General features: G+C 47.3%; 12 protein-coding genes and 2 pseudogenes. 8 read left to right on the plus strand and 6 right to left on the minus strand.

The genetic code is table 11. The annotated features are described in order from the left end of the window. Positions 1–19: 19 nt before the first annotated feature. Complete coding sequence (locus NZD86_RS07265) at positions 20–448, plus strand: hypothetical protein (RefSeq protein WP_268045843.1); 429 nt, start codon at positions 20–22, stop codon at positions 446–448. A gap of 111 nt (positions 449–559) precedes the next feature. Here the strand turns inward: NZD86_RS07265 and NZD86_RS07270 are convergent, their stop codons facing one another. Beyond that, positions 560–2,086: an ATP-binding protein gene (locus NZD86_RS07270; RefSeq protein ID WP_268045844.1), complete on the minus strand. Its 1,527-nt coding sequence runs from the start codon at positions 2,084–2,086 to the stop codon at positions 560–562. Between the two features lie 655 nt (positions 2,087–2,741). Between NZD86_RS07270 and NZD86_RS07275 the strand changes: the two genes are divergently transcribed. After that, positions 2,742–5,060, plus strand: a complete 2,319-nt coding sequence (locus NZD86_RS07275; RefSeq protein ID WP_268045845.1) for an ATP-binding response regulator — start codon at positions 2,742–2,744, stop codon at positions 5,058–5,060. Positions 5,061–5,150: 90 nt separating this feature from the next. On the opposite strand, the gene NZD86_RS07280 is transcribed toward NZD86_RS07275, so the two are convergent. Both NZD86_RS07280 and NZD86_RS07285 read right to left on the minus strand, forming a co-directional pair. Beyond that, the gene (locus NZD86_RS07280) at positions 5,151–5,468 is read right to left on the minus strand and encodes a DUF1653 domain-containing protein (RefSeq protein ID WP_268045846.1); all 318 of its coding nucleotides are present in this window, start codon (positions 5,466–5,468) and stop codon (positions 5,151–5,153) included. Between the two features lie 219 nt (positions 5,469–5,687). Beyond that, positions 5,688–6,932, minus strand: a complete 1,245-nt coding sequence (locus NZD86_RS07285; RefSeq protein WP_268045847.1) for an IS4 family transposase — start codon at positions 6,930–6,932, stop codon at positions 5,688–5,690. A gap of 383 nt (positions 6,933–7,315) precedes the next feature. Here NZD86_RS07285 and NZD86_RS07290 point away from each other — a divergent pair, with 383 nt between their 5' ends. From NZD86_RS07290 to NZD86_RS07300, 3 genes are all read left to right on the plus strand, one after another. Beyond that, complete coding sequence (locus tag NZD86_RS07290; RefSeq protein WP_268045848.1) at positions 7,316–8,911, plus strand: ATP-binding protein; 1,596 nt, start codon at positions 7,316–7,318, stop codon at positions 8,909–8,911. 169 nt (positions 8,912–9,080) lie between these two features. Continuing rightward, a complete protein-coding gene (locus tag NZD86_RS07295) occupies positions 9,081–10,307 on the plus strand; it encodes an MDR family MFS transporter (RefSeq protein ID WP_268045849.1) in 1,227 nt (408 codons plus the stop codon). A gap of 72 nt (positions 10,308–10,379) precedes the next feature. Continuing rightward, complete coding sequence (locus NZD86_RS07300; RefSeq protein WP_268045850.1) at positions 10,380–10,670, plus strand: hypothetical protein; 291 nt, start codon at positions 10,380–10,382, stop codon at positions 10,668–10,670. Here the strand turns inward: NZD86_RS07300 and NZD86_RS24695 are convergent. Then, a complete protein-coding gene (locus tag NZD86_RS24695) occupies positions 10,616–10,732 on the minus strand; it encodes a small, acid-soluble spore protein, H family (protein ID WP_407655219.1) in 117 nt (38 codons plus the stop codon). The two genes, NZD86_RS07300 and NZD86_RS24695, sit on opposite strands and share 55 nt — an antisense overlap. Before the next feature lie 196 nt (positions 10,733–10,928). Between NZD86_RS24695 and NZD86_RS07305 the strand changes: the two genes are divergently transcribed. Continuing rightward, positions 10,929–11,471 (plus strand): hypothetical protein, encoded by a 543-nt coding sequence (locus NZD86_RS07305; protein ID WP_268045851.1) that lies wholly within the window; start codon positions 10,929–10,931, stop codon positions 11,469–11,471. Here NZD86_RS07305 and NZD86_RS07310 read toward each other — a convergent pair. Next, a pseudogene (locus tag NZD86_RS07310) lies at positions 11,468–12,574 on the minus strand (ISL3 family transposase); the annotation flags it as partial. The gene NZD86_RS07305 and the pseudogene NZD86_RS07310 sit on opposite strands and share 4 nt — an antisense overlap. A gap of 187 nt (positions 12,575–12,761) precedes the next feature. Between NZD86_RS07310 and NZD86_RS24700 the strand changes: the two are divergent. Further along, a pseudogene (locus NZD86_RS24700) lies at positions 12,762–14,412 on the plus strand (IS1634 family transposase). A 33-nt stretch (positions 14,413–14,445) separates the two neighbouring features. Here NZD86_RS24700 and NZD86_RS07325 read toward each other — a convergent pair. Next, positions 14,446–14,634: a hypothetical protein gene (locus NZD86_RS07325; RefSeq protein WP_268045854.1), complete on the minus strand. Its 189-nt coding sequence runs from the start codon at positions 14,632–14,634 to the stop codon at positions 14,446–14,448. Between the two features lie 55 nt (positions 14,635–14,689). Between NZD86_RS07325 and NZD86_RS07330 the strand changes: the two genes are divergently transcribed. Beyond that, entirely contained in the window at positions 14,690–15,733 is a 1,044-nt protein-coding gene (locus tag NZD86_RS07330) for a transposase (RefSeq protein WP_268045855.1), read from the plus strand. The last annotated feature ends 387 nt before the right edge of the window (positions 15,734–16,120 follow it).

Genomic DNA, 16,120 nt, shown 5'->3' on the forward strand with positions numbered 1-16,120 from the left:
TTGTTTTAGGGGGATACCCGTGAAAATAAAAATGGCATTGGTTAGCCTGGTCATGGCACTGGTGATCACTGGGTGTGGTACACAACCGTCGATATCGAGCAATTCAAGTGATCAGATTAATGCAACTTCTGCGACCGCTCAGACGAACACCACAGCAAGTACACAAGTGTATTCTGTTGCAGAGGACATTTATAACAAGGTGAAAACAGCCGTGGGAAAAAACAGCGAAGCGACTTTTGATTCAGAGTTGTCGAAGATTACCAACGTGGGGCAAAGCAGTTCGCCGACCAGTCCAAATGGTGTATTGTACGAGGATGCAGCAACGGTAGTTGCGCTCGACGATGGGATGAACGCTGAAGGGTCACCAGCCCATGCATACGATGACCTGCTTAAGGCAATGGACAAGATGAAGAACGACTTGGCGAAATATAAGCCATCCGGCGACTAACGTTTCATCAAGAACGGAAGCTGATTTAGCGACATTTGAAAGATTGTTTTATGTGGTATGACCTGGGCCTAGACTGAGTCCCAAGTCCATACCTCTTCCTCGGGTAGTTGACTAGATCTTAAACTCACCGGGTTTTCTATGATATTCTGGCAGCACGACGTTAACCGTGGCTCCGCCCAATTTGTTGTTGGATAACTTAAGGACCCCGTTATGGGCCTCGACGATCTTTCGGCACACCAGAAGTCCTAGTCCTGTTCCTTTTTCTTTTGTCGTGAAGAAAGGTTCACCGATACGTCCAAGGATGTGCTCAGGAATTCCGTTCCCATTGTCCTTTATCGAGATGGAGATACGTCCCTCTGATTCATAACTCAATCCGATCTCGATATAACTATCCTTTGGACTCGCCTCAATCGCATTTTTTAGGACGTTTAACAGGACTTGTTTGAGTTGGTGTTCAGAACCTAAAACAATCATCTCGTTCGACAACTTAGAGACAAACATGGATACATTCATGAGCGCGGCCTCAGCATTTAGCATATTCACGACGGCATCAAGCAACTTAGCAATGTTGCACAATTGCATGTTGGTCGCGTGGGGCTTGCCGATCTCCAAAAACTCTGTCACGATATTCTCAACCTGCTGTACGGATGAATGAATGAGTTCCACATATGATGTCTGTTGTGATGATAAGTTCGATTCCAGCAAAAGCTGTGCAAACCCCTTCGCGATGGTAACGGGATTGCGAATATCGTGAGCGATTCCAGCCGCCAGTTGTCCGAGCGTAGACAGTCTTTCGGTTGTGCTATAAACATCGTTGAGACGTTTCACCGCACTGATGTCCTGAACGATAACGCAGAACCCTTCCTTTAATTCCAGATTTGATAGAGTGAGAATCGAAACCAGACAGTCTAATAGATTTCCGTGTTTGTCCGGTAGTTTTAGTTCCAAAGCGGGACCGTTCGTTTCAACGTGCCTTGATTTGATGTTGGCGAGATATTCATATAAAGGGTTGTTGGAGTTAAATGGACCGAACAGTTCGAGACACGCTGGATTCACGTCGTCTACGAGCCCCTCTCCATTAAACAGGAGTACCGCATTGGGATTATTTTTAAATAATGCCTGTAATATTGAATGAATGTGTGTGTTTTTATAATGAGCGACTTCAATGTCAATGGCGTTTCCAATCATGTCGGCCACGAATGATAACAATTCCAAATGAGCGTCGCTTAGGGACAGAGGATTTTTGTCAAGGACACAGAGGGTACCGAAGACATCATGGCCTTCCGGAAGAATCGGTGCCACTACAGCATTGCCTTCCGCCAATGAGATGGCGAAGGGAACGACTGCAGTGCCAGGATGCTCACGCGGCTCATTTATATGTAAAGAAGATAGGTCTTTCCGACAGTCCAAGTTGTAATGTGAATTTGTTAATGGGAGGTTTGCATTTTCACGAACTAAAATGGAATTTCGATTATAAGCCTGTATAACTTGATTCTTCACTCCATCTGATACCGCAATGAAAAATGTATTTACATCAATGGTATCCACGAGCAATTTCAACGCCTTGTTTGTTGCGTTTTTCACACGTCTACTTTGAACGATCCGTTGTAGAATATCTAGAGCCTGACCGTCTAACATGAAATTGGCACCCTCTTAACCTACGTTGTACGCTCATTTGCTGTGATGAGATCAAAGTGTTGATGCCCGAATATGATTGCGTTTTCATACAGTGAACAAATAATGAATCATCGATTTTATGTAGAAATAATTGAGGTTTGTATATGCACTATAGCATGTTTTCAATATTGAGTATGAAATACACAATTTATTCTTTGAGGTACCGGATATAGTACAGGAGATTAAGAATTTCCCGATTTTCCATTGATACAGGCAAAGGATGAGATTGTTCACATGATTCCATGGGGGCAATGTCGAACTTGAATTTTCCATCTGCATGACGAGGCGAGGGAACAGCTTGTCCTTTTTCCAACGATCCGTTGTTCGACGAACACACTTTCAGGACCCCTTCTACACCATGTGTGAAGCAGTTCGCACTCTACTCAAAACATTTAGTGACGGAATCGTTCCCATGTGCCCGCATCTACAATCGTTCTTCAATAGCCCATTGCCACAGACAATTATACTATAGCAATACGGACTCGGAAAATGAAGGAAAAAATCAATTTTTAAGAACTTAAATACTCCTAGCTCGGAAAATAATTGTCATAACATTGTGTAGACGCATTTCAGTAGGTAGAATCTAGATATTGAGGTTATTGGGGATATGGGAGAGGTGTCAAACGTGCGCGGGGAACTGTTTGTATTAATGAGGGATTTAGTTCAAGCTGAATATCCGGATTTCATTCAATCGGTCATTGAGGAATTACGCAGGGACAGCAGACGTCAAGAGTCATTCAGTCGAATTGGTGATTATTCACCGGAACAATTACAATGGATGGTTGACGTTATTGCCCGTGTATCCGGTATCCCTAACACGACCTTGTTTTACAAGTTGGGACGTCATGTTGCAAAGTATATATTGGTATGCGCGTTGACGGATGAACGATTGGTTACCCCGCAGTCCGCATTCGATTTTTTTGTAAACTCCAACAACTACGTCTTGGAACGTTTCTTCTATATGCCCGCAGACAATGAAGTGGTTCGTCAGTGGCTAAAAGCGGACGACGATATCCTTTTGTGCTCAAACCACCTTGAAGATGACGACACGCTCAAGTTAACGTTTAATGCGAACTACCCTGCGGAATTCCACCGTTTCGTCGAAGGATACACTTCTTTTCCAATTGAATTTTTTGGCGAATCGATACGTGCCGACGAATGGCGTTATTCAAGCGATGACTCTACTACAATGACGCTGGTACTGAGAAGACACGGATCCGGTTTACGGCCTGACTTGAAGGATCGTATCGAGGAGCTGTGCCGCAATATGAAACCTGATCCGAATGCTTTCTACCGGCATACGGACGATGTAGTTCAGTTGAAACATCTACTTGTACGCGCCTACAGTTCACGAAACTCCGTGGAGCAAATCGCGGAGGACAAAACGCGCGAATTATATCAGTATCTTTCGGCAGTGACAACAGCCCGTAATGAAGCAATTCGCGCCAATCAAGTGAAGAGTCAATTTCTTGCAAATATGAGTCACGAGCTGCGTACACCGCTTAATGCGATTATTGGTTACAGTGAAATGCTTCTGGAGGAGGCCGAGGACACCGGGCAAGTCTCATTCGCGGACGACCTCAAAAAGATTAAGACAGCTGGGCAACATTTACTTAGCCTTATAAACGATATTCTCGATATCTCAAAGATAGAATCCGGGAAAATTGAAATGTACATCGAGACGGTCGATGTCAATGAATTGATCTCGAACATTTCTTCAACCATCGCACCTGTTGTCGAGAAAAATGGCAATCACCTAGTTGTTGAATGTCCAGATGATTTAGGCCACATTGACGTGGACCTAACCAAGATTCAGCAGATTCTATTGAATCTCCTAAGCAACGCAAGTAAATTCACCACGAATGGGACTGTATCTCTTCATGTAGGGATGGAGCCCCAAGCTGTCGGGGCGCTTTTGACATTCTCGGTACGGGATACCGGGATCGGTATGGAACCAGAGCAACTGGAAAAGATTTTTGATGCATTTAGCCAGGCTGATGCGTCAACCACGCGCAAGTACGGTGGGACGGGCCTGGGTCTTGCCATCAGTCGTCGGTTTGCGCAAATGATGGGGGGGGACATTAAGGTCCAAAGTGAAGTTGGTGTTGGTTCAGAATTTATATTAGAGCTACCAGTAAACCGATCCGTTCCAGAAGTGATTACAACGGTTGACGTTCCACAGGATGTCAACGGCAAAACGGTTCTCGTGGTCGATGACGACCAAGGCGTCTTAGACCTCATGCGCCGCTTTCTTGTACGGGAAGGTTATGGCGTTCTGACGTGTTCCAACGGTCTTGAAGCAATTGCCTTGGCAAAACAGGTGAAGCCGGACGTGATCGTGCTCGATCTGATGATGCCAGGCGTTGACGGCTGGACTGTTCTCTCCGCGCTGAAAAAGGATGACGAAACGGTGCATATCCCGGTTTTGATCCAGTCGTTTACTGACACAGACAAAAACCTGGGTTTTGCCATGGGTGCAGTGGAATACCTGACGAAACCAATTGACCGGGAGCGAGTCTTATCGGTATTGAGAAAACATGCGGCAACTCCGGTGTCAAAGACGTTGTTGGTCGTGGAAGATGACGACATGAGTCGTGAAATGGTGCAAAAACTCTTGGGTCGTGAAGGATACCGTGTCATCGAGGCCGAGAATGGACGTGAGGCGGTTGAGACGCTTCGAGAGTTGGGAACCGACTTACCTGACGCGATCCTGCTTGACCTCATGATGCCTATTATGGACGGCTTTGAATTACTTGACATACTGCATGACGACGAAAAGTGGAGGTCCATACCGGTCGTAGTACTTACCGCGCGCGAGTTAACGGACGAGGAGCGCGAGTATTTACATAAAAGGACATTGCAAGTGCTTCAAAAGGCGAATACGAGGGCATCTCAAATCCTGGACGCCCTCGCCAAACGATTGCTTGCAATCTAGGATGAGTAGGACTAGAAGTAGTGGCGCAGTCGTTCGCAATACATCATTTTGGTTGAAAAAGTTGTCATTTCGCAACTGCGGATGGTTCGCCTACAGTTCTTTAAACCGCGGTACTTGTTTTCCATCTATCATCACGGTCTCAAAAAACATGTCGTATGGGCGTATCCAAACGTCACCGTGTGATGTTTCGTAGATGACAAACCATTCTTCCGTTTCACAATGTCGGGCCATATGTATATACGTATAGATGCCCCCTTTGTAGTGCTTAAATTGTTGTCCGGGATGAAGGGACTGAATTCGTTCTTCTGGTGTCATATTCGAATGAGCTCCTTTGTCTGATTTCAAAATCTGATTGATGGAGAAACGGTGGTTTAGCCTAATAATGATAGAGGTACGGTTTCGTTGCAATGAAAATGTATCTCTATCATGTAACATAGGCTTCTTAAAGGGTAGTGAATCAAGATTAGATCACTAGCATTGCATAAAACTTCTCTGAGCTTGTCAAGTGAGGCACACCACGGTCTGGACACCAGGTCTGAACACTCAGATTTTTAATTTCAGCGGCTTATGGTCTAAAAAGTCAGTACTCCTGTGTCAGGTAGTCCCAATATCCATAATCAGGAATTTTTATATTAGGTCGTAGGTCACGGTCTCGAGATGCTCCGTTTCACCGTCTATGTACTGCCGCACCGTTTGCTCGAAGATGTTGTCCACCTTGCATCGTCGTCTGCCCTTGGATGTTCGACCTGGGCTCTTGTACAACGCCTTCACAAACTCCGAAAAGCTTCGCTCCCAGTAAAGACGTAAACATTTGTAGACGTCGAGCAGCTTGCCGTTATGGGACACCTTCGCCTGTATAAGAATCAACAGGCAGTATGTAATCAGCGCAATCAGCAGTTGGTTATACACGGCATTTTCACTCTTGCCGTAGAGCCGCTTGAGTACGAGATGTTGCTTGACCCATTTAAAAAACAACTCGATTTGCCAACGCTTTCGATACACGTCGCAGATTTGCTCCGCATCCATCGCCATGTCGTTCGTCAGAATCACGACGCGCTTGCCTTCACTGTCCGTGGTTTCAATCAACCGCAGGGTGTACTTCATAACGTAATTTGGGTAACTCCCCAAGCGCACCAAGGCTTCTCTGGTGACTGGTGAATCGTCCGGCACGGTTCGTTCCTCAATGACTTCGTGAATGACCGCGTTGTCTTTGAGCCGCGTGACAAACTTTGTTTTGTTTGCACAGTACGCATCGAACTTTCGGTAATCCACATAGCCACGGTCGAAGACGTTGAGCGCATCGGGCTCCACGACCACCAACGCATCCATCTGCGTTTTGTCTGCAGGTTTGGCAGGTGTGAGAATCACCTTGTCCGGCGCGACTTGGTGGTCTAGAAACACCAAACGCAAGTGCAATTTCACACCGGCTTTGGTCCTGCGAAACTCTGCCCATGGATACTGCGAGAGACACATTGAAATGGTTGATGAGTCAACCAGGTTAATCCGTCTGAGCTTCTCATTCGCTCGCTTTATGCCGACCTGACGCGTAATCTGTTCAACGCATTGACGGAAAACGAAATCCAAAAATGTTGAAGGAGTTTCCCGCAACTTCCTGGATAACTGTGAGGCACTAATAGAATCCAGCGCCAATTCCTTCTGAAGGGATTCATTGGCTTCCAGCTCTAAACTGATATCCGTCAGGGACGGGATCTGGTTGACCTGGGCGAAGACGATGAGCCTAATGAATGGAATAACGCCGAGCTTCTTGACGTACCGATCGAGCTTGAGATGATCTAATTCCTGCAATATGGAACTGACGTTCAGCGGAAGAACATATTCCGCAAACACAGATTTTGTGGAATCCTTGTCCATGCCTAGTCTCCTTAGTAGAGAGTCGGACAGGACTACCTGTACCTCTTATTCTAAGGAGATTTTTCATGTCAGTGGTTGTCTAAATCATGAACATTCCAAACATTGCGTCTATTCATTCTGACAACTTGAAGCACTTGACAAATCCTAAATTCCTTTATGCAATGCTAGTGAGATTAGATACAATAAATCCTCACTCAGTTATGGAATTTTCCATTTTACATTCCTTCATTACTAGGTAAAGTGGTATATGAAGGAATTTTCTTTGATGTCATCGTGCTCCCACCTCGAACAGTTCCTAAAAAATAGATATGGAAAATAACTGGTACAAAACAAAGGTGAAAGGTTGCGCGTTCGAGAATTGAATATGTGGCTACGTGCGATTCATGACTGGACCAAATAGGTCATTTTTAAATACCGAAAGAGATGGTGCAGAGGTAGTGAAGCAAACGGATAACTCCCAAGACAATCACAATCTGACTATCAATCGTCTGGCTGCAGTCGGCGAGATTTCGGCCGGAATTGCACACGAAATTAGAAATCCCTTGACTGCCGTAAAAGGTTTCCTACAGTTGATGGCACAAGATTATCCTAGCGAGCACTGGGATGTAGTCCTCTCAGAGTTGGATCAGGCAATTGGCACTGTACAGGAACTCCTATCGGTGGCTAAACCGAACCTGGATTCTGAAAGACCAAGGTACTTTAGTTTGTGTGCCGAGGTTGAAAATCTGTTGTCGTTGTTCCACAAGGAGATGTATCGTGTCTCTGTCGAGAAACGTTTTTACAACACTGACATCAAGATGTACGGGAAACGCAATCAAATCAAGAAAGCAATGTTCAACCTCCTGAAAAATGCGTTCGAGGCAATTAATGGAACGGGCACTATTTCCATTGAACATTTCAGGTCAGGAGACAGTTTGGTGTTGAAAATACGCGATAGTGGCGTAGGAATTCCCGAGGACAAGTTGCAGTTGCTTGGAACTCCATTTTTTTCGATGAAAGATACAGGGACTGGATTAGGACTGTCGCAAGTGTATTCCACGTTCTATCAGCACGGTGGCGATATTAAAGTCAACTCTAGTCCGGAAGGGACGGAATTTACCATTAGCATGCCGATTGAAACGAAAAACGCATTGGATTCACTAGAAGCTCAACTTGTGTTTACGGAAGGGCAGGACGTTAAGAGCTTCTTTAACACCAATCACGATCAATTTATTCGATCACTGGAGAGCGAAGCCCGAACCACGTTTGAGATCGTGTCGGAATCGAAAATTGTGACCACGGACGACCTTCGCGAGCACGCTAATCAAATTCTCGATTTCGTTCATGATGGGCTCACCCAGGAAATCATTCGGTTGGCTCAAGAACGAGGTGTTGTTTGGGCTCAGTCCGATATCCCTATCATTTCGAAAATGGAATGGTTTTACTCTCTGCGGAAGGTTATATGGAGATTTCTTAGATTCTATCACTTACACAATGGCGTGGAGGCTGAAGAAGCATTCGAGATCGCAGATAGAATAACAAGTACGTTGGACAGCTTTATCATCCATTTCAATGTGAGCTTCACCAGGTATCGGGATAACGTTCTGAAGTCGCAACAAGCGATTATCGATGAATTAAACGTCCCTGTCATCCCGCTCTTCAATAACGTTGCCGTGTTTCCCTTAATCGGTTCATTAGATCATGCACGTGTGAGAAAAGTCGAGGAGCGACTACTCGATGAGATAGAGGCGAGAAACATACAAAAACTGTTTATTGATTTGTCGGGCGCCGCCATTCTCGATACGGAAACCTTGACCGAGTTCCACCAAATCATCGATGGGATTACCTTGCTGGGCTGCACCACCGTGTTAACAGGTATCCGTGCAGGCATGGCAAAAATGATGTTGAGATCGAAGTTCTCGACTGAGAACGTGACAATCGAGAGCACCCTCCAACAAGCCTTACTGAAAGAGTCTCAACGCGACACCAGCGTTCTGTAGTCTACTGCAAAATGAGGTTAGTGTTCAATGTCCAAAGGTCATTTTCCACCTCAAGTGAGGATCTAAATGCATACAGCCTCGCCACGGTGAAGTCATGGGCGGGGCTGGTTTAATTTCGCCATTGCCATGACATTGCTTGAGTCACGTATAGGGAAAGGGCGGCGAAAATATGATTCGAATTGGTGTTCTGCTGAAGGGATACCACCCTCTTGTCTGGTGGGTGGTTGCAGGAACGATGTTAACTCGCTTTACATCGTTTATGGTCATGCCGTTCATGGCTCTTTACATGAAGACGCATACGCATGCTGGCGCGGGGACGATTGGTTTTTCCATTGGATGTGCAGCTCTTACGTCCATGGCATTTGGGCTCATAGGGGGATCCCTCTCAGACCGGTTTGGCCGGAAGCAACTAATGATAGTGGCCATGGTTTTAAATGTGCTCGTCATGATTGGCTACGCCAACGCTCGAAACGTGGCGTTTTTCTTCATTCTCAGCATCTGCACTGGACTGACTCGTGTTTTGTTTGAGCCCGCATCGCAAGCCATGTTGGCAGACGTAACCTCGTTAGAAAAGCGAGCTTCAGTCTTCGCCATGCGGTATTGGGCCATCAACGTAGGGGCCGCCGTTGGGCCAATTGTCGGTGGGTATTTTGGAACTGTTTCCACGGGCTGGACCTTCTATTTATCGGCATTTGCAAACTTCCTTTATTTAGGAATCGTAATTTTGAAGTTTCCTAAGGGAACCGGTGGGGTGAGTGGGCCAAGTAAATCATTTTCTTTTAGGAACACCTTTAGAACGGTGACCTATGACAAAGCCCTCTTGTTGTTTCTCATAGCCGCATTTTTATCGAATATAGGTTACTCGCAAATGGAAACCACCTTGCCTCAGGTGATGTCGATGAGCATGGATCAGACAACCGCCGCAGCCGTATTCGGAATTGTTTTGTCTTCCAATGCGATTGAGGTTGTGCTGTTGCAGTTGCCTATGTCGAAAATCGCGAAACGAATGGGGCTCGTGTCTTCAATGATGGTTGGGCAGGCGATCTTTGCAGTGGGCTACGTGGCAACGGGCTTTTCTAGTGGGCTGTGGTCATACTTACTAGCGATGTTTATAATCACCATAGGAGAGATTATTATCTTCCCACAAAATAGCCAGTACATAAGTGAATTGGCTCATGAGGATATGCGAGCTTCCTACTTCGGTGCATGGTCGATGGCTCAACTCGGCTTCTTCGTTGGACCGTGGTTGGGTGGATTGGTATTGCCCCACTTCGGTGGGTGCGTTCTATTTACGACTGCCGGTATCATTGTTGCGGTGGGAATACCGTTTTACAAGTGGTCGAACGCAAAGCATGTCCGGAAAGAGAAGCAAGTTATGGATCATGTATCGGTGTGATCGATAACGGTTGCCAGTCGGGCAGGGCATTTGGTGTGCATTTAACGAATTTCGAACAAAGGGGATGGATCAGTGATGAAGACACGCGAAGAGGCGCTGGCGCTTCTTTTCGCATGTGATGAAATATCTGGCTTCGTCATGGCGGTGGCCATGGTGCGTCCATCCAAGAATCTAGCTGATGTTGAAGTGAAGAGTGTCAAAAAGAAGTTGAAGGACAAGGCGTTTGCGCGTGGAGTAAACCGTGATGATGTGTACAGAGGTGCAGAGGAGTTGGGAATCGATCTCGACGAACATATCGCCTTCATCATTCAAGCGTTGACAGAGATTTCACCAGCCTTGGGATTGGATGGATCGGAAGCATAAGTAACGTTGACCATTTCCCCAGATTCGGCTATCTCCCGAGCTCTCTGTATGTTCAATGTCACACCCCTTGCAAAGGTATAAGTCTCAACTTAGCGTTACAAGTGTGTAATGCATTGGGCATGGACAGACTATAATCATCCCGGATTTCGACGGTTTTGTCCTCTTTGAATTGACCCGAATAATTGAAAAGGCGCTCCCCGTAAGGCTAAGATGAGTTTGTCGAGAACACATCTCTAGCATGAAAGGAGCACCTTTAAGGTGAAACAACATAAGCATACACGAAAACACCGCCGCCGGAAAAGCTGTAAAATACATACTCACTTCGACCTCAATTCTGCCACTGCATTTGGCGGGGCGGCAGGACTCATCGATTTCGTCCTCCAAACCGGTATGGATAAGTATTTTTGCACAGAGGAACTTGGCAAACGGAAAGACGCTCAATTCCAAATGGATGACGTTGCTCTTACGTTCGTCCTCGGTACATTGCTGGGTCAGGAACGAATTTTCCACTTCGAGGACATTGAGCATGATCCCCTTCTTATGCTCAAGCTGGATCTGCCGAAGCTGCCAGATACAACGCTGCTGTACAAGGACTTGAAGCGGCTAGGCTCCCCTGTTGGTATGGAGGCGATCCGCTCGGCACAGCGCCTTGTACTTAAGTCGCTACTCCCCAAAGGACATGACATTGTCGTTGACATAGATTCTTCAGTGGAGACGGTGTTTGGAAACCAGGAACAATCTGCTGTAGGGTTCAATCCGCATCATCATGGAAGGGCAAGTTTTGCCTCCTCGCTGTTTTAGGTGGGTAAAGCGAAGGACAACTTGCCTAGCAACAGGTAAATCATAGAGATATAGTTCTCGACGTTGCGATAACCCTTCGCTCTTCGTTTCATGGCTTGGATGAGACTGTTCATACTTTCAATCAGGGCATTATTCACTCTGCTATCAAACCAAGACAGTATGCCAGTTTGGTGGCGGCGAATGGTTTTAGCGGCGTCAATCATTGGTTTGAGCCGCGAATGCGTGGCCCAGAAGTACCACTTGTCCAGAAACGGCTTGGCAAGGGACTTTGGCTGTATCCAAAGCTCTTTGAATGTCAGCATCATCTGGTATGCCTTTGCCGTCTTGAGATTTAAGTGCCGAAGCTCCTGTAATCGCTCTTTTTGCTTGCTTGTCAAATTGTGCTCATTCTTCAGCCAAATGTACCTGGATTGTTTGAGCATGGGCTGTGTGCGTTGTTCTTCACGGCGTACTTTGTCCACCGCTTCACCGATTACTTTCGTAACATGGAACTTGTCAAATGTGAGTGAAGCGTCAGGAAAGTATTTGTGAACACCAGCAATAAATGCTGGAGACATGTCGGAGCAGACAGTTTCGATTTCATCTGGGTCGCCGCCATGTCGCGTGAAATCATCGACGAATCGCGTAAGGGTACTCATGTCTTTGCCATGCGTGACGAAGATTACCCGTCTTTGCTCTGTATCTGCAACAACGGTCACGTAGTGATGACCGCGAGCTGTAGAGGTTTCGTCAACCGCAATGTGGTGAACATCTGAGAAGTCTTGTGATTCGCGAGCCTGATTCACATAGTGGCGAACGATACGCCAGATACGGGTATCATGTTCCCCGACTAGACGTGCAACTGCCAGAACGGGCATCTCGCGAACCAGTTGAAGGATGAATGCCTCGAAGCCGTATGAGAAATGCCCGCGTTTGCGTGCCCAGGGCACTTCGATGGTCCGTACACCCCCCTTGTCCTTCGAGCAATCATGGCACCAGATTCGAGGCACTTTGGCGTGAATGTATGTGTCGTGCTCAAAGTGATTGAGGTGCCTCCATGAGCGAGTGTCGCGGTCGTAGATGTCCGTGTTCTGACTGCCGCAATTTGGGCATGGGAACTTCTCGGGTTCGACAGTTACAACCCACTTATAAGCATTTGTGGATAACCGGAATCCCGTAGTGGCGCGGAATTTCGGTTCTTTTGTGTAGGCATTTTCTCAAAATTTTGTAGGCATGCGAATTTCTGTGGATAACTCGTAGTTTTATCCACAATTATTGACTTTATCAAACGTTTTGTTTTAAAATGTAGACATGTATATACGGCGGATATCACGAAAAAACAAAAACGGCTCTGTCACGTCCTACGTGCAGCTTGCCCATAATGAACGCAATCCCAAGACCGGCAATCCCCAAGCGAAAGTCCTCTACCACTTCGGGCGTGAAGATGAAGTGGACATGGATGGTCTAAAGAGACTTGCCGCGAGCATATCGCGGTTCCTTGGGGATTCACCAGTTGATACGGAGCCCAAGGACAGCGTGCAGCTCAGTCTGCTCGATAGCAAGACGTTTGGTACCGCTTCTATCGTCGACTCGCTGTGGCAGGAGCTTGGCGTGGGTCAAGCTATATCCAAGCGACTGGTACAGCGTAAGTATGAAGCCCCGATTGAGCGTGCCATCTTTGCCATGGTCGCCAATCGAGCCTTGGACCCTTCGAGCAAGCTTGGCATGGAGGACTGGGTGAAGCGAGATGTCGCACTGCCAGGTGTTGAGAACTTTGAAGTCCATCAAGGATACCGTGCAATGGATTTCCTGATTGAATCAGATGTAGACATCCAGCGAGAAGTGTTCGAAACGGTCGCAGACCTATTAAACCTCGAGGTCGACTTACTGTTCTTTGACACGACGTCGAGTTATTTTGAAATGGATGACGAGCCGGAAGAAGACAGTCTGAAACAACCCGGTTACTCCAAGGACCACCGGCCTGATTTACCACAGGTCGTGATTGGCTTTGCAGTAACCCGAGATGGTATCCCTGTGCGGTGTTGGGTATGGCCTGGGAACACGTCAGACATGACCGTCATTCCAAGTGAAGAAGGATCTCATTGGATGGCGTCTCGGACGCGTCGTTACGGTCGTCGACCGTGGGTTCAGCTCGGAGGACAATTTACGTGAGCTTCAGAAAACCGGCGGGCATTACATTGCTGGAGAGAAGATGACCGCTGGCAAGCAGAAGGTCGAAGATGCCCTGTCTCGTCCTGGGCGATTCAAGACCGTACGAGATAACCTCGAGATAAAGGAAATCGTCGTGGGAGACGGTGAGGCGCGGGTTCGATACGTGCTCGTTCGAAACCCAGATGAAGCACGCAGAGACGAGTTTCGGCGCGAGGCACATCTCAAGGCCCTAGAAGCCGAGCTCGCGCGACTGAAGGAGTTGGACAGCGATGCGCACACCAAGGCACATTGTCGTTTACAGAGTCACCCGACCTTCAAGCGTTACTTGAAGTCGGACAAACGTGGCAATCTCGCGATTGACCAACAGGCGGTTAAGGCGATGGAACGACTGGATGGAAAGTACCTGATTCGGACCTCAGACGACACGCTGTCCGCGGAGGATGTGGCCCTTGGATACAAGCAACTGTGGCAGGTTGAAGCAGCATTTCGTTCCCTGAAACAGACCATGGAATTGCGCCCAATGTACCACCGGAAGAATGAGCGAATTCGGGCACATGTGCTGCTGTGTTGGCTCTCGTTACTCTTGGTTCGGGTAGCAGAGAACCGGACCTGTCGTACATGGAGAGAGATTCGTTCTGTCATGAACGAGATGCACCTTATAACCTACAAAGCTGGTAGCGGAAGAGTCCGGCAGCGAACCGAAGTAACCCCGGAGCAGGCACAAATCCTGAAAGCGCTCGGTTACGAGCATCCACCGCTATTCGCAGAGATATCCACAGAAATGCTGTAGGCACCACACGAAGTTATCCACAATCCCGAAACCCTAGACGCACCAGCGGGTTTCGGGATTTCGTATATCTACAGCTGTCGAAGCCGAGCACTTGGTTCCATCTTTGTAGTCGACCGTGATGTCAAGACGTTTATTCTCTTTGCTGAATTCAACCGAAGTAACATGCCAGGGAGATTGAACGCCAATAGAGTGATTGAACAAGTCAAGAACGGGATCGGACATTTGGATAACCTCCTGTTACGTCAAGAGAGCGTGGAATACCGACCAACGGGAGGATATGCCGCGAAAGCTCTTGACGGATGCCCAACTTGGCATCCTACAAGTCATGTCAAGCCGACAACAAGGAGGCATTGACCCTAACTCTGGTTTGCCAATGGGTTTTTATACCTCCATGATTGACTTGTTCAACCCATCTCAACCAGCGAAGAGCCCAAGTTTTCATCCCTTGCTAGCGTTTGAATCGCAGATGGGGTGCTGCATCTATGACGAACTGCGTTCCGGCGACGCTCACACAGCAGAAGGGTTTGCAGCCTTCTATGAGGCGATGAAAAAGCAGTTGCCAACAGGTGTAAACATCCGTGCCATCCGCATGGATAAAGGGTTTACCGGTGAAAAGGTGTTTCAGACACTGGAACAAGACGGGCGAGACTACGTGATCAAACTGAAATGGACTAAGCGACTAGCAGAGCTGGCCCCCAACCTAGCGTGGCATTGTATCACCCAGAGTGATACAGAACACTGCGATGTTGCCTCCCTTATGTACCAGGCAACATCCTGGGAAAAACCTCGGCGAGTTGTCATTGTGCGTCGATTGGACATTGACCCGCAGGAGGTCCTATGTGCGGATTGGTTTTGGGAGTACGAGGCCATAGCCACAACGTTCGACTGGAACGGTGAGGACATATGGCATTTCTACAACCACCGTGGCAACGCTGAGAATCATATCAAAGAAGCCAAATATGGATTCGCCGTTGACCAATTCTCGAGTCAGAATTTCAATACCAACAAAGCGTTGGAAGCTCTGAAGCTGCTGGCATACAACCTGCGCTCCTGTTATATAAACAAGCAGCGTTGCAACCTGGAGTGCGTCAGTGGACAGTTGGACGGCTCCGGCGGAGACTATTCCTTCTACCCGGAATTTTGGTTCACCATGCACGTCAGTGGACAATTCGTCTGCCCGAGTTCGCACAGCGCCTGTCCACCCAAGTCCTTCAGGTGGCGACATAGTGATTTCCAAGCTGAACTGGCAAAAATGACGGTCCATTATGGGAGGGGGAAAGTGTGTCCAAAGGTTCAATCCAGGACCACTATGCTATCGTGATCGTTAACATATTTACCTATTAATTGAATTTCCAGCCCTGTCGGGCTGTTAAATGAAAAAACCGTCGAAATCCGGGATCATCTTATTTGCTGCAACTGTATATGGTTGGCGAAAGGATGTTTATACACTGTGGGTTGGATTTATGGGGCAAAATGTATGGTCTGCGGGGATGCTGTATTTGATAAATAGGGTTTGAGCCACTCTGATCCGATTAAAGTGAGCCAGGAAGCATGTCTGTCACTCCATTTATGGAATCGCTTGACATGGAGCCTCTTGGGGCATGATGTGCTGCGAAAGCCTGCCGCATTAAGGATTCCGCACGGCGTATCAGCCTATCATGCCCCACACTCCATGTAAAGCGATGCGATCCTCCTGGAAATTGAGTGG

It is taken from the genome of Alicyclobacillus dauci, assembly GCF_026651605.1.
Lineage (GTDB): Bacteria > Bacillota > Bacilli > Alicyclobacillales > Alicyclobacillaceae > Alicyclobacillus > Alicyclobacillus dauci.

Coding starts and splice junctions, on each gene's coding strand:
- NZD86_RS07270 (WP_268045844.1), bottom strand. CDS start 2,086: ATGTTAGACGGTCAGGCTCTAGATATTCTACAACGGATCGTTCAAAGT.
- NZD86_RS07285 (WP_268045847.1), bottom strand. CDS start 6,932: ATGGACAAGGATTCCACAAAATCTGTGTTTGCGGAATATGTTCTTCCG.
- NZD86_RS07290 (WP_268045848.1), top strand. CDS start 7,316: ATGACTGGACCAAATAGGTCATTTTTAAATACCGAAAGAGATGGTGCA.
- NZD86_RS07295 (WP_268045849.1), top strand. CDS start 9,081: ATGATTCGAATTGGTGTTCTGCTGAAGGGATACCACCCTCTTGTCTGG.
- NZD86_RS07325 (WP_268045854.1), bottom strand. CDS start 14,634: ATGTCCGATCCCGTTCTTGACTTGTTCAATCACTCTATTGGCGTTCAA.
- NZD86_RS07330 (WP_268045855.1), top strand. CDS start 14,690: ATGCCGCGAAAGCTCTTGACGGATGCCCAACTTGGCATCCTACAAGTC.